The organism is Flexivirga caeni (assembly GCF_003724155.1).
GTDB classification, from domain to species: domain Bacteria; phylum Actinomycetota; class Actinomycetes; order Actinomycetales; family Dermatophilaceae; genus Flexivirga; species Flexivirga caeni.
Genome location: NZ_RJJQ01000012.1, coordinates 96,157 through 120,080, shown reverse-complemented (window position 1 = coordinate 120,080; position 23,924 = coordinate 96,157). Strand labels below are relative to the sequence as shown.

The 23,924-nt window shown below is 67.6% G+C and carries 21 protein-coding genes; 11 read left to right on the top strand and 10 right to left on the bottom strand.

The annotated features are described in order from the left end of the window. The first annotated feature begins 198 nt into the window (after nucleotides 1–198). The 5 genes from EFY87_RS20930 to EFY87_RS12675 all read left to right on the top strand — a co-directional run bounded on the left by EFY87_RS20930 (nucleotide 199) and on the right by EFY87_RS12675 (nucleotide 5,181). Nucleotides 199–735, top strand: coding sequence for an IS110 family transposase (locus EFY87_RS20930; RefSeq protein ID WP_245988623.1), 537 nt, complete (start codon nucleotides 199–201; stop codon nucleotides 733–735). Beyond that, a complete protein-coding gene (locus tag EFY87_RS12690; RefSeq protein WP_148043321.1) occupies nucleotides 665–2,983 on the top strand; it encodes a sensor histidine kinase in 2,319 nt (772 codons plus the stop codon). Before EFY87_RS20930 ends, EFY87_RS12690 begins: the two co-directional genes overlap by 71 nt. Before the next feature lie 9 nt (nucleotides 2,984–2,992). Then, nucleotides 2,993–3,640 (top strand): helix-turn-helix domain-containing protein, encoded by a 648-nt coding sequence (locus EFY87_RS12685; RefSeq protein WP_123271848.1) that lies wholly within the window; start codon nucleotides 2,993–2,995, stop codon nucleotides 3,638–3,640. Nucleotides 3,641–3,714: 74 nt separating this feature from the next. Next, nucleotides 3,715–4,005, top strand: a complete 291-nt coding sequence (gene nusB, locus EFY87_RS12680) for a transcription antitermination protein NusB (RefSeq protein WP_158607624.1) — start codon at nucleotides 3,715–3,717, stop codon at nucleotides 4,003–4,005. Nucleotides 4,006–4,191: 186 nt separating this feature from the next. Next, a complete protein-coding gene (locus tag EFY87_RS12675) occupies nucleotides 4,192–5,181 on the top strand; it encodes a winged helix-turn-helix domain-containing protein (RefSeq protein WP_123271846.1) in 990 nt (329 codons plus the stop codon). A 312-nt stretch (nucleotides 5,182–5,493) separates the two neighbouring features. On the opposite strand, the gene EFY87_RS12670 is transcribed toward EFY87_RS12675, so the two are convergent. The 4 genes from EFY87_RS12670 to ftsE all read right to left on the bottom strand — a co-directional run bounded on the left by EFY87_RS12670 (nucleotide 5,494) and on the right by ftsE (nucleotide 9,652). Further along, nucleotides 5,494–5,856: a hypothetical protein gene (locus EFY87_RS12670; protein ID WP_123271845.1), complete on the bottom strand. Its 363-nt coding sequence runs from the start codon at nucleotides 5,854–5,856 to the stop codon at nucleotides 5,494–5,496. Nucleotides 5,857–6,641: 785 nt separating this feature from the next. Continuing rightward, on the bottom strand, nucleotides 6,642–7,964 hold the full coding sequence (locus EFY87_RS12665) for a peptidoglycan DD-metalloendopeptidase family protein (RefSeq protein WP_123271844.1): 1,323 nt from the start codon (nucleotides 7,962–7,964) through the stop codon (nucleotides 6,642–6,644). A 10-nt stretch (nucleotides 7,965–7,974) separates the two neighbouring features. Then, a complete protein-coding gene (gene ftsX / locus EFY87_RS12660) occupies nucleotides 7,975–8,898 on the bottom strand; it encodes a permease-like cell division protein FtsX (RefSeq protein ID WP_123271843.1) in 924 nt (307 codons plus the stop codon). Nucleotides 8,899–8,902: 4 nt separating this feature from the next. Continuing rightward, entirely contained in the window at nucleotides 8,903–9,652 is a 750-nt protein-coding gene (gene ftsE / locus EFY87_RS12655; RefSeq protein ID WP_123271842.1) for a cell division ATP-binding protein FtsE, read from the bottom strand. A 193-nt stretch (nucleotides 9,653–9,845) separates the two neighbouring features. Here ftsE and EFY87_RS12650 point away from each other — a divergent pair, with 193 nt between their 5' ends. From EFY87_RS12650 to EFY87_RS12630, 6 genes are all read left to right on the top strand, one after another. Beyond that, nucleotides 9,846–10,847, top strand: coding sequence for an ABC transporter ATP-binding protein (locus EFY87_RS12650; RefSeq protein WP_123271841.1), 1,002 nt, complete (start codon nucleotides 9,846–9,848; stop codon nucleotides 10,845–10,847). Beyond that, nucleotides 10,847–11,662, top strand: coding sequence for an ABC transporter permease (locus EFY87_RS12645; protein WP_123271840.1), 816 nt, complete (start codon nucleotides 10,847–10,849; stop codon nucleotides 11,660–11,662). Before EFY87_RS12650 ends, EFY87_RS12645 begins: the two co-directional genes overlap by 1 nt. 66 nt (nucleotides 11,663–11,728) lie before the next feature. Beyond that, nucleotides 11,729–11,863 (top strand): hypothetical protein, encoded by a 135-nt coding sequence (locus EFY87_RS21170; protein WP_281276204.1) that lies wholly within the window; start codon nucleotides 11,729–11,731, stop codon nucleotides 11,861–11,863. A gap of 57 nt (nucleotides 11,864–11,920) precedes the next feature. Then, entirely contained in the window at nucleotides 11,921–12,451 is a 531-nt protein-coding gene (locus EFY87_RS12640) for a hypothetical protein (protein WP_148043320.1), read from the top strand. A gap of 337 nt (nucleotides 12,452–12,788) precedes the next feature. Next, the gene (locus EFY87_RS12635; RefSeq protein ID WP_123271838.1) at nucleotides 12,789–13,922 is read left to right on the top strand and encodes a sensor histidine kinase; all 1,134 of its coding nucleotides are present in this window, start codon (nucleotides 12,789–12,791) and stop codon (nucleotides 13,920–13,922) included. Further along, a complete protein-coding gene (locus tag EFY87_RS12630) occupies nucleotides 13,919–14,536 on the top strand; it encodes a response regulator (RefSeq protein ID WP_123271837.1) in 618 nt (205 codons plus the stop codon). The genes EFY87_RS12635 and EFY87_RS12630 overlap by 4 nt, the downstream gene beginning before the upstream one ends. Nucleotides 14,537–14,688: 152 nt before the next feature. Here the strand turns inward: EFY87_RS12630 and EFY87_RS12625 are convergent, their stop codons facing one another. From EFY87_RS12625 to EFY87_RS12600, 6 genes are all read right to left on the bottom strand, one after another. Continuing rightward, the gene (locus tag EFY87_RS12625) at nucleotides 14,689–16,203 is read right to left on the bottom strand and encodes a SagB family peptide dehydrogenase (RefSeq protein ID WP_123271836.1); all 1,515 of its coding nucleotides are present in this window, start codon (nucleotides 16,201–16,203) and stop codon (nucleotides 14,689–14,691) included. Between the two features lie 28 nt (nucleotides 16,204–16,231). Next, complete coding sequence (locus EFY87_RS12620) at nucleotides 16,232–18,532, bottom strand: TOMM precursor leader peptide-binding protein (RefSeq protein WP_123271835.1); 2,301 nt, start codon at nucleotides 18,530–18,532, stop codon at nucleotides 16,232–16,234. Beyond that, complete coding sequence (locus EFY87_RS12615) at nucleotides 18,529–20,229, bottom strand: peptidase domain-containing ABC transporter (RefSeq protein ID WP_123271834.1); 1,701 nt, start codon at nucleotides 20,227–20,229, stop codon at nucleotides 18,529–18,531. Before EFY87_RS12615 ends, EFY87_RS12620 begins: the two co-directional genes overlap by 4 nt. Beyond that, nucleotides 20,226–22,259: a cysteine peptidase family C39 domain-containing protein gene (locus tag EFY87_RS12610; protein WP_123271833.1), complete on the bottom strand. Its 2,034-nt coding sequence runs from the start codon at nucleotides 22,257–22,259 to the stop codon at nucleotides 20,226–20,228. Before EFY87_RS12610 ends, EFY87_RS12615 begins: the two co-directional genes overlap by 4 nt. Continuing rightward, complete coding sequence (locus EFY87_RS12605) at nucleotides 22,256–23,284, bottom strand: cytochrome P450 (RefSeq protein ID WP_158607623.1); 1,029 nt, start codon at nucleotides 23,282–23,284, stop codon at nucleotides 22,256–22,258. Before EFY87_RS12605 ends, EFY87_RS12610 begins: the two co-directional genes overlap by 4 nt. A 290-nt stretch (nucleotides 23,285–23,574) precedes the next feature. Then, a complete protein-coding gene (locus EFY87_RS12600; RefSeq protein WP_123271831.1) occupies nucleotides 23,575–23,739 on the bottom strand; it encodes a thiocillin family RiPP in 165 nt (54 codons plus the stop codon). Between the last annotated feature and the right edge of the window lie 185 nt (nucleotides 23,740–23,924).

The window sequence follows — 23,924 nt, the reverse complement described above, 5'->3', positions numbered from 1 at the left end:
GTGCCAATGGACACTGTGCTGGCAAAGAGGGAGGAACCATGGCCAGCGACTTCTCGCCGGCCGTCGGGCCAATGATTCGTCGAAGGGATTGGTCTCCTGCCGCCCCTGGCGGGGTGGCCCGTTCCAGGCTGAAATTGGGGTGTAGCTGCCCGCAGACGTCGTATCTCCCTGGTCCCTTGGTGGCCATGGATTAGTCGGATGCTGGGAGCTGCGCTTGTGGGCATCACGCGGGTCGCCGCGCTGGACATCGGCAAGGCCGAACTGGTGTGCTGCGTGCGAGTCCCCGATCCGAAGGGATCGACCCGGCGGGTGCGGAAAGTGCAGACCTACTCCACAATGACCCGCTCGCTACAGGTGATGGCCGAGCGGTTAATGCACCTGGGCGTAACCCGGGTGGTGATGGAGGCAACGTCCGATTACTGGAAGCCGCCGTTCTACTGGTTGGAAGCACACGGGTTCGAGGTGTGGCTGGTCACCTCCTATTTCTCGCTAGAGTCGCCGCCCCGCTGCTGCCAGGTTCCGATGGTCGCTCTAGCCTGGTACTGGCACCGGCCAGGTGGCGGACGTCGCGGGCAGTCAGCAGCACTCGCCGGACATCGCGGGGCATTCTTGTCAGGTTCTACGGCAGCAGGAGACCGATGGTGTCGCGTAGGAGAGCCCACAGATGACGTCGCCTGCAATTGCTGGAGGGCGATGGAGCCCTCTTGGGCTGGACCCGACCGACAGCGTCGATGACGTCAACTACCGCCCCGGCTGGCTCGCGAGCGCGTTGATCCAGTCGATTCGGCAGGCGCTGCTGATTGGCGGCGTGGCCTGGCAGGTGGTCGTGGCCGGCGCACTCTTGGTGTCCGGCGGCAGGATCCCGAGGTCCGTCCTGCTCATCTGCCTGCTCGTCGCCGTGCTTGCTCTCGCCGGCAGTTTCGATGTCCTGCCTGGCTGGGTCGCACTGCTCGCGGTGTACTCGTCGCTGTACGCCTACTACTACGTTGCGGTTGAACTGAATTCACCGTTTCTGTTCGCGGTGCTCTGGCTGCAGAACCTCTGGTGGGTACTGCCCGCGTTCGTGCTGCGCGGCTGGGCGAGCATCGCAACGTCTGCGGTCCTGCTGCCTGCACTCTGCCTCGCCGAATTGTGGATGCATCCCGGTTGGGCGGCCGACGTCCCACGCTCGGCGACCGTCACCGGCGTCGGTATGACGATTGCCAGCCTGATCGCCCGCCGCAGCCTGGTCCGCTACGCGACCTTCGTCGAGAAGTCTGCTGCAGACGCGGTCCGGGCGCGGCACCGGTTGGCGGCGTTGCGCAAAGCCGCACTGGAAAGCGCAGAGGATAGACGAATCCTGCACGACACTGTCATCAACACGCTCGGTTCCGTGGCCGCCGGTCGGGGAGCGGTCAGCGCACGCGACCTGGTCCGGGAGCGTTGTCGTTCCGACGTCGCACGCGTGGAGTCCCGGTGGGCGCAGCGCCCCACGCACGCGCCAGTGTTGAACGTCGACAAGTGGAGCGTTCGGTACGGGGTGCAGGTTCACTACTCCGGCACACCGCCCGAAGTGTTGGTCACCGTGCTGCCGGAAGCGGCGCTGCAGGCGCTAGACGGCGCCGTCGGGGAGCTCGTCCAGAACGCCGCGAAGCATTCTGGGATGACCGACGTCGGCGTCGACGCGCACGTCGACGAAAAACAAGTGACGGTCACCGTCCACGACGGCGGCGTTGGCTTCGACGGCAACATCGAACCGGGCCGAGGACTTGCCACGTCCGTACTGGCCAGGGCACGTGACGCCGGCATCGACGCGTCCATCATGACCGCTCCCGGTCAGGGTGTCGATGCGAGGCTGCGCTGGCAGCGGCCCGAACACGCCGAGCTTGACCCTCCAGAAACCGCCACGTCGCTGGCGGATGCCGTGGAAGAACGCCTCGGTTGGGTATGGACGGCAGCGGTGACAGCAGTCGGAGTCCTGATCGAGTCGGCCAACCATCCTGGCCGGCTCACCCTCGCCTATCCGGCGCTCGCACTGGTCGCGGTCGGCGCAGGTTTGGCCTGGAGCGCCAGGCTGTGGCCGGGGTGGGCGCGAGCACTCGTGGTCGTCTACCTGGTTCTTGCAGCACCAGCGTGTTTTGTACTGGCATTCGGCGGCGTCGACTTCGGGCAGTCGTCTGTCATCCCGTGGCAGGCGATCGCGGTGACCCCGACCCTGATCCTGTTACGTAGCAACCTGCACTCCCGCGCGGGCTTCTGGTGGGCGGCCGCGGCGGTCACGACTGCGGTCGTCGTCACCACCGTGGTCCTTCAGTACCATGCGCAGCCGGCTGCTCCGGTGGTGGTCGTCGGGGCAATGCCACCCCTATTCGTGGTGACCTTCTGGTACGTCGTGATAGGCGTTGTTCGGTCGCTCGCGGATCGTGGGCAGGAGGCCGCGCGTGCAGCAACGCAGGCCCGCGCCGAGTCGGAGGCCGAGATGGCCATCGCTCGGGGCCGGCGCGAACTGATCGACGGAGGCCTCGCGAAGGCACTGGAACTGCTGCGCTCGATCGCCGACGGAAGCCGAGACCCCCACGCCAGTAGAGTGCAGCAAGAGTGCAGCGCACACGAGAGCTATCTGCGCCATACCACCCTTCTCGACGCACGAATGCTCTGGCTCGGCCCGTGGGTGATTCGCGCCTTCGCCGAAGCGCGCGCCCGTGGTATACAGCTGGTCTTCCGCGGCGGTGAAGGCGTCGACGCCGAGAGTGCGGATTCTGCCGCCGCCCTCGGGGCGCTGGTACTGGGCGCGATCGCAGCGACCCCTCCCGGCAAGTCACTGTCAGTCAGCCTGTACGGTGGTCCGAAGACAGATCAGCTGATCATCGTGGGTGACGGGGTCCGCGAAGCCGACCTGTCGCACCTGCCGACTGGCGATGGTTGGAGCCACGGGATGCAGCGCCTGTCCGAGCAGATCCTGATCGAGGTGGCATGGCCATGTGTCGATGCGCACCCACAGTGAGGTGGCCTGATGGAGGATCGCCGTGCACTGCTCGTCGTGGTCGAGGACCACGTGCTGCAGCGCCGCCGCACGGTGGAGTTGATCGAGCAGGACCCCCGTCTTCAGCTGCTGTCGGCGCACGAGACCCTCGATGATTTCTTTGCGACCCAACGGCAACCCGACGCCGATCGACCCGATCTGGTCCTGCTTGATCTGATGGTCGACCGCGGCCCGAGCGTGGATCCGCAAGCGGTCGCCCGAATGGTCGACGAAGGCATCCTCGTGCTGGTCTTCTCGGCGATGGCCTCTGCACCCTTGCTACGTGCGGTCCTGCACACTGGTGTTGCGGGCGTCGTCGGCAAGCGTGATTCAGAGGAGGACCTGCTGGTGGCCATACACACAGCACTGCGACACGCGACGTGGATGTCACCGGAGGCGGCCGAAATCATCGCCGGTGACCGAGCCCGGCCGCGCTTCAGCGGGCAGGAGGAACGTGCCCTGATCCTCTACGCGTCCGGGCTCACGCTCGACGCCGTCGCCGCTGAGCTGGGAGTCGCGCGCGAGACCGCCAAGACCTACTTGGAGCGTGTGAAGGCGAAGTATGCCGCCAGCGGTCGCATCGCACGCACGAAGACCGAGCTGCGCTCCGAAGCCGCGCGCGATCAGTTGATCGACTGATAACGGCCGCGGCGGCTCACGCACAACCCGGGACCCGGGCGCGGCCCGTTCACGTCAGCCGTTCGCCGGCACAGTTGCCGGACTACACCGTGCAGATCGTCCGCGGCGTCGTCGAGCACTGGGCGGCGATCAACGACGCGTTGCAGACCTACGGCAGCAGCGACTGGCCGCCCGAGCGGATGCCGGCCGTCGATCGCGCGCTGTTGCGGTCCGCGACCTGGGAACTGGTCTGGGGCGACGTCGACAGCCCGGTCGTGATCACCGAGGCCGTGCGGCTGGCACAGGAGTTGTCGACCGACAGCTCGCCGAAGTTCGTCAACGGCCCGCTCGACAAGATCGCCGGAGTCAAACAGTCGCTGGTATGACTCTTCGGGCTGTCCGGCCCGCCGGTGATCGGTGTGAGCTTCCTAACGTTGTCGGCATTTGCATATCGCCTTCGCGCGGGAGTGGAGACGATTATTATCCAAACCAAATGGTGTTGCGGGGGGTCGTCGTAATGCCGGTGGTTTCGCGCGTCCTGGGGCTCCCCGATCAAGGTGTAAAGGCCCCGGATGTTTGTCGACCTCGATCTGCGGAACCTCGATGAAGTGGAGTTCGTCTTCACCCGCCGACCGTTTACGTCGGCGCTATTGCACGTCGCCGGCACGGCCGGCGCCATGCCGGTCGGCATGCCAGGCGTATGGCGGCAGGAACTGCACCGATTGATCCGTCCGCACGTTCCGCATTTGCAGCTGCTGCGCTACGTGGTCCCGGGGCCGCTTTCCGAGGACATCTACCTCGAGCCGTTGTCGATCGACGAAAAGCTGCGGCAGATCGCCGATGCGCCGGAGGACCCGAACCTGCTCGATGCCGCGCACCACTTCGCCGAGAAGCTTCCGCTCGGGGTACGGCAGATGATCGACAACCAGCCGAGATTCCACCAGGCCGCGGCACGGAGCATCCGGGACGCGTCCTCGGTCACCCGGGAGTTCTGGCCGCGCGCTGCCGCGCTGCTGGACCACGAGGAGCGACGCGTCGACCTGATGCGCACGGCATCGGACCGCGCCGCAATACTCGCCGGGCTGGTGCCCTCCACGCGGCTGGAAGGAGACTGGTTGCGTGGTACGTCGGGGACGCCTATCAGAGCCCGCTTGGCCCGGCGAGTCGAGCTGTTCCCAGTGCTGGCCGGAGCACCGGCGTCTCTGGTCGTCATGGAGCGGTCGCTGCGAGACTCGCTCCAGACGCACGAATGGGCTGCGGTCGGCATCGGGTACCCGTTGCCGGGGCTCGGCACGCTGATCGACGAGACGGGACAACCGCTGCCCGAACAACCGCTGGAGACCCTGGTGGGCAGCATCCGCTCGTCCGTGCTGATGGCGCTGGACCGGCCGCTGGGCATGGGCGAACTTGCCCAGGCAGTGCAACTCACGCCCAGCCGGACCACGTACCACGTGGAGCAACTGGAACGGACCGGCGTCCTCATCCGACAGCGCCAGGGCAACAGAGTGGTCGTCGAACGCACGGCACGAGGGGAGAACCTGATGAACCTCTTCGGCCGCTGAGCAGCCCACGCTACATCGGCGACCGACCCTCCTGTCGGGCGTCGTTAACCTCCTAACCTCCCTCTTTCACGGGATAGTCCGAGACCTGCCGGACTCGCCCGCCAACCCGCAATGACGCGGCTTCATGCAGACGCTCTGCCTGACGCGCGGGGCTCTTGGCGTACCGGTGGGTGGTGTATTGCATGCAGCACCGACGCGCGGTGTCCGGTGACCAGATTGAACGACCGGGTGGCTGCCCATGGCGCGCAGCAGGTGGGACTGAACCGCCGCGGACACCGATGTGCAGCCACCACCACGCGAAGACGGCGAGTGTCACCAGCCGGCAGACCGACAATATTGCCATGCCGGTACGCGCGCGGCGCGGGAGCGCAGGCCGCGCGCCCAGCGACGCATGGGAACCCTGCCGAAGGCCAGTCCGGGCCGGCGCAACCCGACGACGAACTCGCCGGAGGTCTGCCGCAGGTGGGTACCGATGCGCTGGGTCTCTGCAGGCGCGGGTGGAACCGGTGGCGGCCGCTCTCCCCCGGCGGGTAGCTCAGCCACTGGCGGCTCCGCGTCGAAGTTGTATTCGGCTACGTGCCAGGCGATGGTCGGATTCAGTCCGTTGACGACATGAACGATGAACTTGGCCTGGACCGTCGGCCCGATCGCGGACGGCTGCACGTGGCGGATCACGGCCGCGCTGCGGGCCGCTGGACGCGCCCTGGGTCGACGTCGACTCCCACGACATCGTGCCCGAGCTCCGCCATACAGGGCGGCGTGCGTTGCCACCAAATAGCCAGCCCCAAATGCCGCGACATGCCCGCGCTTCCCTTTCGCACTGTTCCAGAACTACGTTAAGCAACGCCGTTAGCGTGATCTTGACGATTGCAAGCCCAGGATTCTGCGGCACGAACGCTTCTTTGAGTGCGCGGTGCCATAGGCTCATTCCGCGCCATCAAGAACACCTCGAATATCCCGTCCGGAGTTTTCCTAGTGAGGTATGTCCTCGCAGCTTCCTCGGAAGGAGTTTAGCCGGAAGCTCGATCGCAATCTGTCCACCGAACGGGGGTCATTTTGGACAGCCGCCCAGTCCATGGAGCCGGCGCGGGCAGGCGATTGCGGGACCACTTCGGCGTGCTGATCCCGGCGCGGTGGACACACGGCCGTCGGGGGAGTCACCACACCCGCATCCTGGACGGCTGGTATACGACAAGGTCATGCAACTCTTGGTGTTCGCGGTCGTCTACGTCAAGATCGACGACACCGCGTACCCGGCCACCACACTCCGTACCCGTCGTGCTCAGTGGATCACCGCTGCCATCTTCGACCACACCGGACCAGGTGTGTCTGCACACGTAGAACCGGATCAACCGTGGAGCTGGGACAAGGTCGCTACTTGCTACGCCGCGGGCGCCGCGCGGCACCGCCGCTATACAGATCGCGCGGTGTGGCGCGCGTGCTGTATACCGAGGAGAGAGCTACGAGATCCAGGGGATGGGGTTGACCCAGCGACCGTTGACCATCACGCCGAAGTGCATGTGGCATCCGGTGGAGCGGCCGGTGGTGCCGGAGTAGCCGATCAGCTGCCCCTTGCTGACGTGCTGCCCGACGCTGACGACTGCCGGACGCTCGAAGTGCGCGTAATAACTGTCCAGGTTGACCCCGTCCAGGTAGCCGTGGTCGATCATCACCACGTTGCCGCCGGCGCTGTCCCAGCCGGTCATCACGACGGTGCCGGCTCCGGCCGCGTGCACGGGCGTGCCGCAGGGGTAGGGGAAATCGTCGCCTTCGTGAATCATCCGCACACCCAGGATGGGGTTCACCCGCCAGCCGAACGGCGACACGATCGAGCCGATCGGTCCGGGCGCCGCCAGCACACCGCCCCCGGATCCACCGCTCGCTCCGGGGCCGCCCGACGGCGGCGTCGTGACCTGGCGCGTCGCGGTCGACGCGGCCCGCTTGGCGGCCTTGGCGGCGGCCAGGTTGCGCTTGCGGATCAGCTCGGCGAGGCGGTTGGACTCTTGCTGCTGCTTCTTCAGGCTGGTCAGCTCGATCTTCTTCTGTTTGTCGAGCGCCTTCTTGTCCGCCGTCTGCTTCTGCTGCAGCGCCACCACGCTGTTGCGGGCATTCGTCGCCGTGGTCTGTGCTTTCTTGGCGGCGGTCTGGGCGTTCTGCGCCTCGATGGTCAGCAGGGCGATGCGGCGACGCGTCGCGCCGAGCCGGTCACCCGCGGCAGTGCCGGCCGCGCGCTCGCTGGACAGTCGGGTGAGCACGCCGCTCTGCTGGCGCATCACCAGGTCCGCCATCGACAACTGGGAGGTAACGTCCCCCTTGTTACTGAGGATGTCGAGGGCCAGCTGCAAGTTGCCCAGTCCGCCCGACATGTAGCTCTGCCGCGCGATGCCGCCGACCAGGACCTGCGACTTGGCTTGCGCGGCCTTGTTCGTCGTCAGATCGTTCTGGTTCTTGGTCTCGTCGGCCTTGGCGATCGCGAGCTCGGCGTTCATGTCGCTCAGGTGGTTGTTCGCCTTCGTCAGGTTGCTGTCCGCCGTCTTCAGCGTCTGCTGTGCTGCCGCGACCTTCTTGTCGGTGGCCACCAGCGCGGCGTTGACCTTGACCAGTTGCGCGGATGTGTCGTCGAGATTGCGCTCGGTGGTGTGGATCTTGCCGTCGACCTGCTTCTTCTGCCGGTCGATGTCGTCGGCGACGGCGGGTGCGGCGATCGCTGTGCACGCGACGGCGATCGCACAGCCGGCCGCGACCAAGCGGACGCGCCGGAAACCGGTGAGAGCGAACGACATACGTGCCTCCTCAGACCCGCAGGTAACGGCGCAGAGTGATCCACGCCGTGGCGAGAGCGATCACGACGGCGCCCGCGAACAGCCAGGGCGCGAAGTCCCAGACGTCGGCGGTGCCGATCATGCTGACCAGGTCGCCGGTCGACGACCCCGAGCTGTGGAACAGTCCCTCGACGCCGTAATGCACCAGCGCCCAGAGCAATCCGACGGCGAGCGCCGCGCCGACGACTGTGGCCAGCAGGATCTCGATGACGAACGGCAGGTAGATCACGGTCGCCGATGCACCCACCAGGCGCATGATGCTGACCTGTCGCCGCCGGGTGTAGGCGACCTGGCGAATTGTGGTGGTAATCAGCAGGATTGCGCAGATCACCATCACGACAGCCAGCGCGACGGCGCCGACACTGATCACGTGCAGCAGCTTGAAGAAGGTCGACAGGACGTTGCTCTGATCGCTGACCGCTTCGACGCCCTGCTGTCCCTCGAAGGACGCGACGACCTCGTTGTACTTGCTCGGGTCGGAGAGCTTGACCCGGTATGACGAGGGCATCGCCGCCGGGCTCACGTCGGAAAGGTAGGGGCTGCCGCGGAATTGCGACTTGAAGCGGTCGTAGGCCTGTTGCGAGGTTTCGTAGTAGACGTGCTCGACCAGCGGCTTCATGCTGTCCAGCTGACTTTTCACCTGATCCTGCTGCGCCTGGGTCGCCGCGCCGTCGGCACAGGACTGCACGTCGGTGGACTGGCTGGTGCAGAAGAAGATCGAAACCTGGACCTTGTCATACCAGAATCCCTTGGCGGTGCTGACCTCGCGCTGCGCGAGCAGCCCGGCACCGAGGAAGAACAGCGACACCATCGAGACGAGCACGACCGAGATGATCATCGAGGCGTTGCGGCGAATGCCGTTGCCGACCTCGCCGAGCAGGAATGTCAGCCGCATGCGCTCAGTCCTCGTCCCGCAACAGGGCTTCGGCGGCGCGTTGGGCGGCACGCTCCCGCTCGCGGGTCTCGTCGGCGGCGTAGGTGCCTTCGGCCTCGTCACGCACGAGTTCTCCGCTGCGCAACTCCAGCACCCGCTTCTTGAAGACGTCAACGATGCCCTGGTCGTGGGTGGCCATCACCACGGTCGTGCCGGTCTTGTGGATGCGGTCGAGCACCGTGACGATCTCCGCGCTGGTTTCCGGGTCGAGGTTGCCGGTTGGCTCGTCGGCGAGCAGGATCGGCGGCTTCTTGACCACCGCCCGGGCGATCGCGACACGCTGCTGCTCACCGCCGGACAGTTCGTGGGGCAACCGCCCCGCCATACCGTCGAGACCGACGAGCTCCAGCGTCTCGGGCACGAGTTGCTTGATCCGGTGGCGCTTTTCGCCGAGGACGCGCAGCACGAACGCGACGTTCTGGTAGACGGTCTTACCCTCCAGGAGCCGGAAGTCCTGGAACACGACACCGATCTCGCGGCGCAGCAACGGCACCTTGCGCTCCGTCATGGGCACCAAGTCGCGACCGGCCACCAGGATCGACCCGGCGGTCGGCGTGATCTCGCGCGTGACCAGCCGCATCATGGTCGACTTTCCCGAGCCGGAGGAGCCGACGACGAAGACGAATTCGCCACGGTCGATCTCGCAGCTGACGTCGTCGAGCGCTGCGGAACCGCCCGCGGCATACCGCTTGGTGACGTGTTCGAGTCGAATCATGCGGAGACGGAGGCCTTTTCGCAGGTTAGATCGCTGGCCGCAACACGGTATGCCGACCCGCGGCCCCCGCCCCGGAGGCGCGCCGGGGGCTGCCTGGGTTGCGGCACCTCAGCCGAGCTGAGTTGACAGATGTCATCGGCATCCGTGACGGCAATGTCTGCCGTCACCGCCCGCCGCGGACGAGGGTGGAGGCATGCCCATCACCCAGCTCCGTCGCCCGGCTTCCGATCCGCGCACGCCCCACTCCCCAGCAGGAGCGAATCCGCGACCACCACAGGTCATTCAGGTGCACGACCTGGTCGTGTCCTACGGCTCGACGCGCGCCGTCGACGGCATCGGCTTCGAGGTGCGTGCGGGCGAGGTCTTCGCACTGCTCGGCACCAATGGCGCCGGGAAGACCACCACCCTGGACGTGCTCGAGGGTTTCCGGCGCCCGGCCGAGGGGTCGGTGTCGGTGCTCGGTGCCGATCCCTACCGGGAGCACGACCGCATCTCTCCGCGCATCGGGGTGATGTTGCAGGACGCTGGGTTCTTCGAGGATCTGAGCGTCCGCGCGACGATCCGGGCGTGGCGCCGCTTTCACCGCCGGGCCCGCAGCGTCGACGACAGCCTCGAACTGGTCGGGCTGACCCACCGGGCACGCGCCCGGGTGCGGCAGTTGTCCGGCGGCGAACGGCGGCGGCTGGACCTGGCGCTCGCGCTGCTCGGTCACCCCGAACTGCTCTTCCTGGACGAACCGACGACCGGGATCGACCCGGAGGGGCGGCGCCATACGCTGCGGATCATCCGGGACCTGGTTGCGGGCGGTATGACGGTGGTGCTCACGACTCACTACCTGGACGAGGCACAGGAGCTCGCGGACCGTCTCGCGATCATGCACCGCGGCCGGATCCAGGTCTCCGGCACCGTTGACCAGGTGCTCGCCCAGCACTGCGGGAGTCGCGTGCGGTGCGCCATACCGGCCGAGGTCGCGGAGGCGCCGGAGGTGCGAGCCGTGCTGCACGCGCGTGGCGCGGAGGTGCAGCGTCACGCGGGTGAGCTGCGGGTCTCCTTCGACACCAGCGACCCCCAGGCAGACCTGCTGCCGCTGCTCACCACCGCGGCGCGCGCGGGCGCGCAAGCACGCGATCTCACCGTCGAACGCCGAACCCTCGAGGACGTCTTCCTCGCCCTCGCCGAGAGTCAGGAGCAGTGATGAGTGACATGACCATCGGGCGCACCCTGCGACTGCTGCCGGCGCAGATCCGGCTCAGCCAGCAGGTCTACTGGCGCGACATCGCCTTCGCCATCATGGGCGCGGTGATGCCGCTCGTGCTCGGACTCGCGCCGGCGGCCCTTGCCTCGGAAAGCCTCGTGTACGAAGGTGTTTCGCAGCGCGCGTGGCTGCTGTCGAGCGGGATCAGCGCGGCCATGCTGTTCGTCGTCTACAACGTCATCAACTCCGCTGCCCGCCGCCGCGAGCAACGCATCTACAAGCGGTTGCGCTGCACGCCGGCGCCGGCGCACTCGATCCTGCTCGGTGAGGCGATCTCCGCCGCCATACCAGCAATCGGTCAGGTCGCGATCATCATGGTCGCCGGGCACTACTGGCTGGGCGTGGCGTGGCCGGTGCACTGGCCCCTGGTCATCGCGACCGTCGTGATCGGCCTGATCTCGTTGGCAATGCTGGCTTTCGGGGTGTCCGGGCTGCTGCCGTCGGGTGAGATCGCGACCTGGATCGTGACACCGGTGCTGGCCGGACTGATGTATCTGTCCGGTGCCTTCGGGGCGATCCCGGACAACCCGGTCCTGCGGTCCATCCACCGCTACGTGCCGTCGGCCGAACTCACCGACGCCATGCGGATCGGCTACCTGGGACGCGACGTGCACGGGTTCACCGTCGGTGCGCCGGTCGACCTGGCCGCTGCCGCACATGCCGCCTACCTGCCGCTGCTGTTGCTGCTCGTGTGGGCCGCGGTCGGCCTGATGCTCTTCAACTCCTTCTTCCGCTGGGAACCGCGTGCGCGGTGACCGGCTACCTACCCGGCAACCCGGGACCGCACCGAGAAATCCGAGATATCACCGAAAGGAACCGCAATGAACATCATGACCTTCATCGATCAATACGGCCTGGTCACCGGTGTCGGATTGGGCACCCTGCTGGCTGCGACGGCCATCGTGCGCAACATCCGCTCCGGCTCCGGCACCCAGGGCTCGCGCGGCCGGCGGTAACCCTGCCGGCCGTGACGGCCGAACCGACGCCATACCGGCACGAAGGAGGTGATCGACGTGGCTGGCTACCGCCTGGCCGGCGCGGTTGCGCTGCGGCTGAGTGATGTTCGCCTCGACGCTGGTGACCCGCCGCTGGAGCTGCAGGTGCAGCCGGGTACGTTGCACGTGCTGCGGATGCAGCCCGCGCGCGGGCATCGTCTGCTGCGCGTGCTTGCCGGTCTGGAGAACGCGTATGCCGGGACCGCGACGACGCTCGCCGGCGTGAGCAGACTGTCCGAGGACGGGCACCCTCCTGTGCTGCAGCTCGTCGCCCTGGCGGAGATCACGCGGCTGCACAGCCCGGCGCACGCCGTGGTCGGACTCACCGACGACCTTGACGCGCCGGCCGGCTCGTCAGACGACCTCGGGGCGACGTCCCCCTCGACGGACCAGCCGCTGCACGACCTCATGTTCCTCGTCGACGTCGAGGGTCACACGGTTCTTGCCGCCGGCCGAACGACCGACGATCCGTCCGGGCACAACCCAGATGACTCGTGTCACCCGCCGTCGATGACGAGAGGCGCCGGATGTGGTTGCGTTCGGCACTGACCCGCGGGCCGGTTCATCGCGCAGAGTGAAGACATAGCAGGACGCCGGAACACATCGGCGGCGACAGTATCCACGCACATCTGAGAAGGATCGACATCATGACGCTCAGCCAGCTCGAGGAAGTCACCGACACCGACACCGAGACCAGCTTCACCGAGGAGCCGATGTTCCTGTCCTGTTGGAGCGGCTTCTGCTGATGCCGGAACCTGCCGCAGCCGGGAACGCCGTGGCAGCCCGTGCGTGTGCTTTGATGTCCCCGGCGTGAAATTTTCACCCTTCACGCCGGGGACATTCGCATGGCTCGCGAAGCAGCGACGAAGTCGAAGGGCGGGACGGGGTGAAGGCCACTTGGCGAAGGCTCGGCGCCGAATCGCGCATCAGTCTCGTGGGCTCGGTTGCGATCGCGTTCTTCCTGTTGCTGGTGGCCCTGAGCCCGGCGATACGGGGCGGATTCGCAAATCACCGGCCGCTGCCGCCGGTGCAGCTATTGCACATCGTCCTCGTCATACTCATGGGCTGGCTGTTCTTCCGGGCTGCCACCGACCTGCTGCTCGGCCGGCCGATGACCCGCCATCAGTGGTGGCTCGTCGGGCTGACCGTGCCGGTGCTGGCCGCCCTGTGGTTCTCCGACTGGACTCTTGGCTGTGTGTGGGCGGCGACGACCTTGCTCGTTGCGGGAGGAGGGTGGGGTCTGGGCGCCCTGGCCCTACTACTGGTCAACCTGGTCGTGGAGGAGCTGCTGGTCCGCGACGACCCGAATCTCCAGCTCACCTTCACGCTCACCATCTTCACGGTCTTCGCGATCTACATTCCGCTGCGGCTTATGCAGACATCCGACCAACTGGTGCTCAGCCGGGAGGAGAACGCCCGGCTGCACGTAGACAAGGAACGCGAACGCATCTCGCGTGACCTGCACGACATCATGGGCCGCACGCTCGTCGCGGTTTCCGTGCGCCAGGAGGCGGCCGCCCGGCTGCTGCAACGCGAGCGTATGCCGGAGGCGCGTCAGCAACTGCAGGCAGCACACGAGATCGTGGCCGACGGCCAGGCCCGGCTACGCGAGATCACCCATGGGCCCACGATCACCGACCTGCGCTCCGAGGTCGAGTCGGCCAAGGCGCTGTGCGAACGCACCGGCATCGAGTGGGACGCGCAGATCGGGGCGGTCGGCACTCCGGACGCCCAACGGCTGTGTGCCGCAGTGCTGCGCGAGGCGGTCACCAACATGCTCAAGTATGCGCACCCCACTACCTGTTGGGTGCGCATACGCGACGAGGGTGACATGCTCGCGTTGTCGATCGTCAACGACGGGGTGCCTCCGACCAGCAAGGTCAACGAGGAGGGCACCGGCCTGGCCACACTGCAGGCGCGCACCGTAGCGCTCGGTGGCACGCTGGAGGCGCTGTCACCCCGCGCCAGCCTGTTCCGGGTCCTGATGCACGTGCCGATTTTCGTCGAGGAGGGGCGATGACCCACGACCCGATCACGATCCTGATCGCCGAGGACGTCGACCTCGTCGCCGAGGCGTTCGAGGTGCTGCTCTCCATCGAGGATGACCTGGAGGTGGTCGGCCGGGTCGACCGCGGCGACGCGGTGCTCGAGGCCGTGGGGCGGCTGCGCCCCCAGGTCGCGATCCTCGACGTCGACATGCCGGGCGCGACCGGTCTGGAAGCGACCGCGCAGCTGCGGGATGCCGGCAGCGACGTGAAGATCCTGCTGCTGACCGCGCTGCCCGGCAGCGGTCATATCCCCCGCGCGCTGGCCGCAGGAGCCAACGGTTATCTGGTGAAGTCGACCACCGGTCAGCGGCTGGTGGAAGCCATCCACGTCATCGTCGAGGGTGGCACCGCGATCGACCCGCAGCTCGCGGCAGATGCGCTGCGCAAGGGGCCGACGCCCCTGACCGAGCGGGAGACCGAGCTGCTGACTCTCGTGGCCAAGGGAGTCGGCACCGACGACCTCGCCGATCAGTTGTTCCTCTCCAAGGGCACCGTGCGCAACTACCTGTCCAGTGCCATGGCGAAACTGCAAGCGAGCAACCGCACCGAGGCGGTCGCGAAGGCCAAGGAGCAGGGCTGGATCTGAGCCGCTAGGCGCTGCGGCACTGGAGCGCTCCCACCACCCGCGAATGACGGCTTCCTCGCCGAATGACGGTGCCATTGCGGCGTCATTCGGCGAGGAAGCCGTCACTGGGCGAAGGCGGCGAAATGCCCCCGGCGGGGTGCAGCGGCGCGGAATCAGCTCCGCCGCTGCGCCGAGCGCACCGACCAGTCCTGGCCGGGGTACTCCTGGTCGCGCAAGTCCACCTCGGGCAGGTCGTGCAGCGATCGCGATCCCTCGGGAGCGGAGCCGATCAGGAACTCGCCGATCGAAGATTCCCGCAGGTAGTCCAGACCGAAGGCGCGCACCGACGTCTGCGCATTGCCGCTGCCCAGCCCGCAGGCGCCGATCTTCATGGCCGACGCCACCAGGTAGAACGTCTGGTAGAGCACGCCCGCGTGCTTGAGCGACACGGCATACGCCATCGAGCGGTACTTCCACTGCAGCCGCTGGAAGCGCGAGGTGATGGTCAGCAGCACGTCCGGGTCGACGTCTCCCCCTGCCGACACCGAGGCCGCCTCGATGAGTTCGGCGCGATCGGCCGCCGAGGTGGCCAGCTTCCGCAGGCGATGTGCGTCCGGTTCGTAGTGGTAGGACGCCGACTCGAGGCCGGCGACCCGCTGCACGGTGAGGTAGACCTCCAGCTCGTATGCCGCGCCGCCCGTCGGGTACGGGCGCTTGCTGCCTTCGTAGGGCATGCCCGGCAACGGTCCGTAGACGTCACGAATGCGGCAGGTTCGGAAGAGGAACTCCCCCAGTTGCTGCAGATCCAGCGGCTGCGCACCGAAGGTGCGGCAGGAATGCCGGGTCTCCATCGCGAGCAGCACCGACGGATCGTGCTGCAGCACCTCCTCGAAGTCCGGGCGCGGCAGATCCACGACCGGGCCGTCGTGCCGGGCTCGCACGGCCGGCTCCGGGTCGATCTCGTCGACATAGGGAAAGATTCCGCCGAACGGTTCGGTAGTGCGCCCGTAACGGGATCGTGAGTGAAACAACAGGTCGTGGAAGTCCCACTGCCGCAGCACCGGGTCCGTGTCCGAGGGGAAGGAAGCGGGGTCGAACGGGTCTGCGGCCACCTCCAGGAACCCCGTGCCGTACAGCAACGCCAGCACCTGCCGGGCGGCCTCCTTCGGCAGCGACGGCACCCTGTCCAGCAACTCTTCGACGCGGATGGCTCGCGCGGACGCGGCGATCAGCTCCCGGACTCGGTCATCGAGGGCGATGACCCTGGCCCCGGCTGCCGGCGACTCACATCGCACTTCGTCATCGGCGCGGTGGGAGTAGGCGAACTTGCTGTGCCGGATCAGCGCACCGTCCGGAACCGGCACCGGTGGGATGCGCTCAAGATCGGTGCGCAGCGACTCCGCGACAGCGATGAGCACCTCGCCGTCATACGCGCCATGTACGACACAGCGACGCACCGGAGCGGTCAGCCGGTCGAACTCCGCGCGCAACTCCTGGTCGATGAGCAGGTCGGTGGGGATCGGCCCGATCTCGCACAGCCGGGTCCGCAACTGGTCGCTCACCCCGGACACCCGCAGGATCGGGCGTTCCCGGTGCCGCACCAGGAACTGCCCCGGTGCGGCGGGCGCGAAATCGACACCGGGCCGCATCGACAAGCGGTCCTGTGGTGGGGAATCGACGATGGACATGATGAATCTCCTTTGCGGTGAGCGGTTTTCAGATGAAGACGCCGATGGGGTTCAACTCAGCCTCGTCCGTGGGGCGATCGGCCCAGCCGAGCTGGACCGGCACGTCATACAGCCGGCCGGGCGCGTAGCGGGGCCAGAAGTGCCGCAACCCGGGCACCATCACCCGCGCGACCGGAAGGCCGATGTCGATGCGCGTCTGGTCGAGCACGAGCAACTCCATGCCATGCCGCTCGACGATGCGCCGGGCCAGGTCGACGTCCTGTGCGAGGTCGTCGGTGGAGACGTCCACGTAGTCACCGGCGCGTGTCGCGGGCAGGTCCGGATCGGGCACCAGATAGGGGTTGCGCTCGATCGTCTCGTGCTTCCAGAAGTCGACCTGCGCCTGATCGCTGAAGGTGTAGCTACCCGACCCGTCCGCGGGCAGGTGTGCCACCGGTCCGATGAACTGGTTCATCTCGCTGAGCGCCCGGCCGATCGCCACCGACAGGTCGAAGTGGCTGCCGAGCGCGAAGAGAATGTCCTGGGCCGGCTTGTCGGTGCGATACGAGACTGCGACTACCGTCGGTATGCCGAGATCGGTCGTCAGGTCCAGCACCCACGCGTCGCGGTGCAGCGCCCGGTACTGCCGCTGCCAGTGACCGAAATACGGGTTGTCGAAACTGTCCAGATCCACCCGCGGCCGGCGCAGCCGGTTGTACCACCAGATCGCCGTCGCGTCACGCTCGACCAGCTCCATGAAACCTTGCAGGATCGCGTCGGCCAGGCTCGACCCGGCCGCACATCCGTTGGAGTTGGACGACGCGTAAAACGGATAGTCGGCGCTGTGGTAGGCGTAGAACATCGTCGCGGTCGGCACCAGTTTGAACCGCTGCTCGCTCATCGACCACACGGGAGTCCACTCGATCAGCGCGTGCGGATCCAGCGGGTCGCCAACCCAGTGGAAGTGCGAGGGCCGCTGGTTCCACTCCGCCCGGTCGCGGAACTGCGCGTCGCTGAAGTGGTGCAGCTCGTTGGGGTGGACGAAATCCTGCGGTGCGAGGTCGGCCGCACGTGCCAGGACTCGCGGCTCGTCGCCGTGGAACAACCCCGAATAGCGCTCGATCGCCTCACCGAGTGCGCTCGCCTTCGCCTGGATCGCGGTCTGCCCCTTGCCGCAGCTCATGCTGCGCAGTCCGGCGCGCAGGTCGGCGAGACCCCGCATCGGCACCGCGAAGTTCTGACCGGCGGTGTAGACGTGCAGTCCTTCCCCCACGCTGGGCGACGGGGTGAGATGGCTGACCGGCCCGGTGATCGGGCTGACCAGCGACTCGTGCGCCGTCACGAACGCCCCGGGGGACATCGCCCGATGCCCGCCGTCGTTGCGCACCGCCTTCGGTTGCGGATCCAGGTGGATCGGCGCGCTCATCCGGCGCTCCTGCAGGCTTGCCTCGCCGCAGACGGGGCACTGGGGCCGCGGGTCGAGGTGGTGGCGCTCGGTCTCCAGCGTGCGCAGGTCGAGCGTCACGACGTCCCCGTCGCGGCGCGCCGTCTCCCGCGGCACCTCCCCCTGGGTGGCCAGGTGCGTCTGCGCCGTGTGTATGGCGAGCCGGAGCGCTGCACCGATGCCGCTGCGCAGCCCCAGCGCCGTCGGGGTCGCGTCGCCGGTGAGAGCTCCGCGCTGCCGCAGGTACGACTGCGGCAGGTTCTTGCTGGCCAGCCGCACGTGCAGGCATTCGAAACAGGCCGTCACTCCGGGGTGCACCAGCGGTCCGACCCAGGCGCTCGTCCCGAAGGGCTTGACCAGCAGCCACGACAGTCCCCGGTGCACCGCGACCCGGTTGATCTCCCTCAGGGCGCTGCGCTGGTAATCGTCCGTGACGACCAGCAGCAGGTCTACCGACGGAGGAACCTCCTCGATGCCGGCATACTCCACGACCGTCGCCTCCGCGTCCTGCCGGATCGGCGTCAGATCGATGTTTCGCGCCTGGCCGATGCGGAGCACGGCGATGGTGGCCGCGTGCAAGCGGCGCACACCGCTGTCGCCATCCCGGCCGAGCGCGTCGAGATAGCCCGCGGCGCCGTCGTCAAGGTTTGGGTCGACCGCCACCACGTGACCGGTGTCGAGCAGTGCCCGGACGGCCCGATCCGCCTGGTCCACACCGAGCTCGTCCGCAAGGGCCTGCACGACCTGCGCCTGGTCACGTGTGCCGTCCAGCAGCGGAGCAGCGGCACTGATCGCGGCGCCGTGCAATCGGGTGCTTCCGCCGGACTCGCTGGCGATGAAGACACCGTCGCCGGGGACACGGGTCACCACCTCGTCGCGCCGGAACCGCAATACAGGTGTACTCATGAGGCAACTCCTTCAAAGGTGGTGTCGGTAATCAGCGCACGGAGCGCGGTGGTGTCACGGGTCGCGACCGGCCGCAGCCGGCCCGCCGAGAGCAGCAGGATCTGGTCGGCGCAGGCGAGGGTCTCCAACCGGTGAGCGACGACGACCCGGGTCATCCGCAGATCCGCAATCGATCGCGAAACCGCTTCCTGCGTCTGCAGATCCAGCGCGCTGGTGGCTTCGTCGAGCACCAGCACGGACGGTTCAGCGACCAGCGCTCGCGCGATGAGGATGCGTTGTTCCTGTCCGCCCGAGAAGCCGGTTGCACCATCGGAGATGCGGGTGTCCAGGCCCATCGGCAGGCGCGCCACGACCTCGCCGAGTCCGGCGCGCGCCAGTGCCTGGGTGATGTGTGCATCGGACACCTCGGACCGGAACCCGCGCACGGCGTCGCGCAGGGTCCCTCGCAGCAGGGCTCCGGTCTGCGGCACGTAACCCAGGTCCCGCCGCAGGTCCGCGTCGTCGATCGCACGCAGGTCGATGCCGTCCAGCTGCACCTGTCCAGCGGTGGGTGTCATCAGCCCCAGGAGCAGGTTGAGCACGGTCGACTTTCCGCTGCCGGACTGTCCGATGATGGCGGTGAACGAACCCGCCGGAATCACCGCCGAGGCGTCGCGCACCAGTGGCTCGATATCTCCGCCGTAGCCGAAGGACACCGACCGGAGCCGCAACTCCCGGCCGGTCGGGCCGCTCGGCGGCAGCTGTGCACGCTCGGCCGCTGCAGCCTCGGCCTGATCCGCGACCATGGGCAGCAAGCGCTCGCCGGCCAGCTGTATGGCGAATACGGCAGGCACGACCGGCAGCAGCCGGGTCACGGCGTTCCCGAGCTGCAGCGCGATCACCGCGATGGTGCCCAGCCCGAGCAGCCCACCACGTTGCGCGAGATCGCCGGAGCACAGGACCGCGAGGAAGATGACGGGTGTCGCCGTCAGCAGCGCGCCTGCGGCGTTCGCGTAGCGCAGCCCGGCAAGGTCGGCGCGCTTCTGGGCGCGGAACACTCGCAGCCATCGGCTCTGCACGAAATCAGTCCCGCCATACGTCGTCACCTCGTCGCGGCCGGTGATGGCCGGGTAGAGCAGCGTCTGCGCGGACTCGACACCGCCCATGACGGCAACGTCGTGGTGTTGCTGCCGCCGGAAGAGCCAGCCTGCCGCGAGCCCGATCATCCCGGCGACGACGAATGCGATGACAGCTAGCCAGGGGTCGACCAGGACCAGCACACCGCAGGTGATGAGGACCGACACGCCAGCCACCAGAGCGTCTATCGCCTCGGCGCCGAGCAGTCGCCGCAGCATCGAGACAGCACCTGCGTAGCTCAGCAGGTCGCGCGTGGAGCGAGCCGTGTAGAAGTCTATCGGCTTGCGCAGCAACCGATTCCAGACATCTTCCTCGACCAGCGAGAGCATCCGGCGCTGCACCGAGCGGCTGGCTGCGCCGGATATCCAGTTGAGCAGGTAGGCGAAGGCAACGAGCCCGGCCGCGATGGCCAGCGCCAGACCGGTGCGTCCCGCCGGCACCAGGACGATGGCGACCAGCAGGGTCGCTGTGACGGTCAGCGCCGAGATCGCCGCAGTGACGACGGCGATCGCGATCAGGGCACGATTGGCGCGCAGCGCCCGGCGCAGCACGGGCCGCAGCACGCTCGTGGTCCGTGTCATGCCACGACCTCCTGCTCGGCGCACCCGGTGATCGTGACGCTGCCGTCGGCGTGGACGGTCAAGGCCCTGAAGCCGGCCGCTGCTTGGGGCACCCGGTGGGCGACCAGGACGACGGCGCTCTCGCACGTGGCCAGATCGGTGACGATCACCTCGGCCACTGCATCTTCGACGGCACTCAGTGCTTCGTCGAGCAGCAGCAAATCGGGTCGATCGGCCAGTGCGCGGGCAAGCGCGAAACGCTGGCGCTCGCCACCGCTGAAGTTGGCGCCGCCGTGGAGCACCACGGCGTCGAGACCGCCACGCCGCCGGACCACATCGTGCAGCCGGACCCGGTCCAGGGCGTCGAGCAGTGCTGCATCGTCCAGTTGCCTGCCGAAGCAAAGGTTTTCGCGCACGGTGCCGTCCAGCAGCGTCGGCCGCTGGGGCACGTAGCCCACGCGCGAGGTGCGCAGCCCGACGTGGCCGCTGCGGGCCGGCAGGAACCCAGCCATCATCCGCAGCGCCGTGGATTTGCCGTTGCCGGAGCCGCCGAGGACGAGCAGATTGTCGCCCTGGCATACCTGCATTGTCAGGGGACCGACCGACCTGGCCCTGGGGCCTGGCACGCTGAAGGACGCTGCGTCGCACCGCACGAGCACGGTCCGCGACAGCTCCGCCGGCGAAGCGGTGGCTGCCGGCTGTGTCTCGGACGGATGTATGTCGGCGGAGTTCAGGTCGTCGACGGCACGCCAGCCGGCCTCCAGACTGGCGCGCCCGTCAGTCTGCAGCTGCTCGATCTGGTGGACGGCGGTGAGGAAGACCGACGTGATCAGGGGTGCGATCACCACTGCCTCGGTCGGCACGTGGTGCAGCACCGCGATCACGACCACGGCGACCAGGGTGCCGGTGTCGATGACCGTCATCAGGCGGGTGCGCCGGCTGGTTACCCGGAACAGCCGATCTTCCACGTCATCGCAGTCCTGCTGGGCACGGGCCCAGCGTTCCCGCACGTCGTCGGCAGCGGCCTCCGCGCGCACGATGTGCATGCTCGCCAGTGACTGCAGCAGATCTCCGTCGCGCCGCATGGTGAGCGCGCCGAGCCGGCGTTCGAATTCCGCGGCACGGTCCTTGCAGACGGCGGTCAGCGCCAGGCCGACGGTCACGCCGATGACGGCGGTGGCGGCGACATACGGCTCGACGAACGTCAGCACACCGACCGTGACAAGTGCTGTGCAGATGGCAGCCGAGCAAGTCACCAGGGTCTGCACCGATGCCCCGAGCACCGTGTCCAGCCGTTGCGGTCGCATGGCGACTTCAGCCAGGAAACGCCGTTCGAGGAAGTCGTTCTTGACGCTGAGCAACCGGGCCGTGAGGTGTTCGACACGCTCCACGGTCAGCCGGCTGATCGCGGCTGCGCACACGCTGGACCCCCACCAGGCGAGCAGCGGGGCGGCAACGGCGACGGCCAGGAGCGTGCCGATCACCAGCCAGACGGGCAGCGTCGCCGCGGTGCCGGAGCGTAGCCAGGAGGCCAGGGCGAGGACCGTGGTGCTGACCACCAGGGCGGCGACCGCCGCCCACAGCAAGCGCGCCTGCTCACCGCGGCGCATCGACAGCCAGAGACGACGGGTCGCCGACACCGGCCGCGCGCACCGGGCGAGATCTGCGCCGGCTTCGAAGGTGAGATAGAGGCCACGGCACTGCGCGACGAAGTCGTGCACGGTCTGTGTCGACCGGCCGGACGCAGGATCGATCACCTGCACGCGGTCGCCGCGCACCTTGCTGACGATGACGAAGTGGTGACCGGCCAGCAGCGCGATCGCCGGCAGGGCGACAGCTCGCGGATCGGTCGCGCGCACCGCCGTGCCGGTGAGGCCGATGGCACGTGCCGCACGCAACAGCCCCGCAGCGGAGGTGCCATCCCGTCCGGCGCCGGCCAACCGGGCCAGGTCCGGAACGCTATGGTGTGCGCCGTGTGCCGCCGCGATGCTGGCGAGAGCCGCTGGACCGCAGTCCGCCTCCTCCAGTTGCGCGATGATCGGGATTCTCATGCCGCGACCTCTCCTCCACGGCCGATCCGCACCAGCAGGTGCTTCGGCGTATTGATGCTGGGAATGTCCTTCCAGACGACGTTCTCCCCGGCCGCGCTCAGACCGGTGCGCGCGAGCCGGTGGACGACCGAGACGACTTGCAACCGTGCGAGCGAGCCACCGAGGCAGCGGTGGGCTCCGTGTCCGAACGACGATGACGGCGGACGGCCGAGCCGCCACTGCAGCGGATCGGGATAGCGGCGCGGGTCCAGGTTGGCTGCGGCGAGGCACAGGAACACCCGGTCTCCGGTCCGCAGCTGGTGTGTCCCGAAGTGAAAGTCCTCAACGACCTCGCGCACGGCATACGGCAACGGAGGGTTGAGCCGCAGCACCTCGTCGACGACTTCCCCGGCGCTGTGCACATCTGCGGCGGCCAGCTCGCCCAGCGCGGGCCGCTCCGTCAGGGCGAGGGCCACATTGGCGAGGGCTGCGGCCACCGTGTCGACCCCGGTCATGAACAGGAGCATCAGCAACGACACGGCCTCGTCCGGTGTCAGCATTTGATCGCGGACACTTCTGGCAATTCCGGCGGAAACTCCTCCCGTACTCATATTCGGGTCGGAGACGAGCTGCGTGAGAGTTCTTTCAAACCACCGAAAATCCGCGGGGATTATCCGCGTGACCGGTTCGGCATATTGAAATGAATACACCGTGCCAAGCATGGCGCGCGCGATCTTCTCAATGCCTGCCCAGTGCTGCACCGGGATGCCCGCCAATGCGGCGGTGGTGCGCAATGGCAGCGGATCTGCCACGGCGGCGACCAGGTCGACGGTGACGCCTTGCGGCACGTGCCGCAAGGCGTCACCGGCGATCGCGTCGACGTCTCGACGAAACGCTTCCACCGCCCGGGAACTGAAGTGCTGCAGCATCACCCGGCGCAACCGGGCATGGTCCGTGGGCGCAGCGAAGGACAGGGAGGTGGTGAAGCGACGAACGAAATCCGTGGCAGCCGCCGAGATGTCCGGCGGGAACTGGGGTGTGGGCATGCGCAGTTGAGGAGCCGCAACAAGGCGCCGTATGTCGTCGGATCCGTACGCCACAGCGATTGGACCAGACTGCAAGAGAACACGTTTCGAGGATGCTGCGGCGAAGTGCGGCCGCATTGCCGGCCCCCTCAGCCCTCCTGGTCGGAGGTGAGCCCACAAGCTAGGCGTAAGACTCGACGACATCGGTCGGCTCCTTTCTGCGGCGGAGGTGCTGACGGTGAGGCCCGGCGGAGCCGGTGGTGAAGTGTGCACGCGGGGCACTCCACCACCGGCTTCCGCACGGCATTCACTCAGAGCGAGCCGAAGGTGCCGAAAGAGGCCGGGCAGCCCGCGGTTCCGAGAGTGCCGGCGGTGCCACCGCCGACTTCGCTCTCCAGCTCCTCGGTCTCGATCAGGGCCTCGACCTCGGGGGTTGCGTCGTCGTTGATCTCGGAGTTCTTCTTGTTGTCGACCATTTGTCTACCTTCCTTGGAAAGGATGCTCCGTGCGAAGCAATCTCGGATTATTTTCTGCTGTCAGCGGGCTTTCCCGCCGACATCACAAAGGTAGGCAATTCGACGGTGCCGACAACATTGCCGGGCGTCACCGGTAGTAATGGGAAAATGTCAGCGAGCCGAAATGACGGTCGTCATGCCGGCGT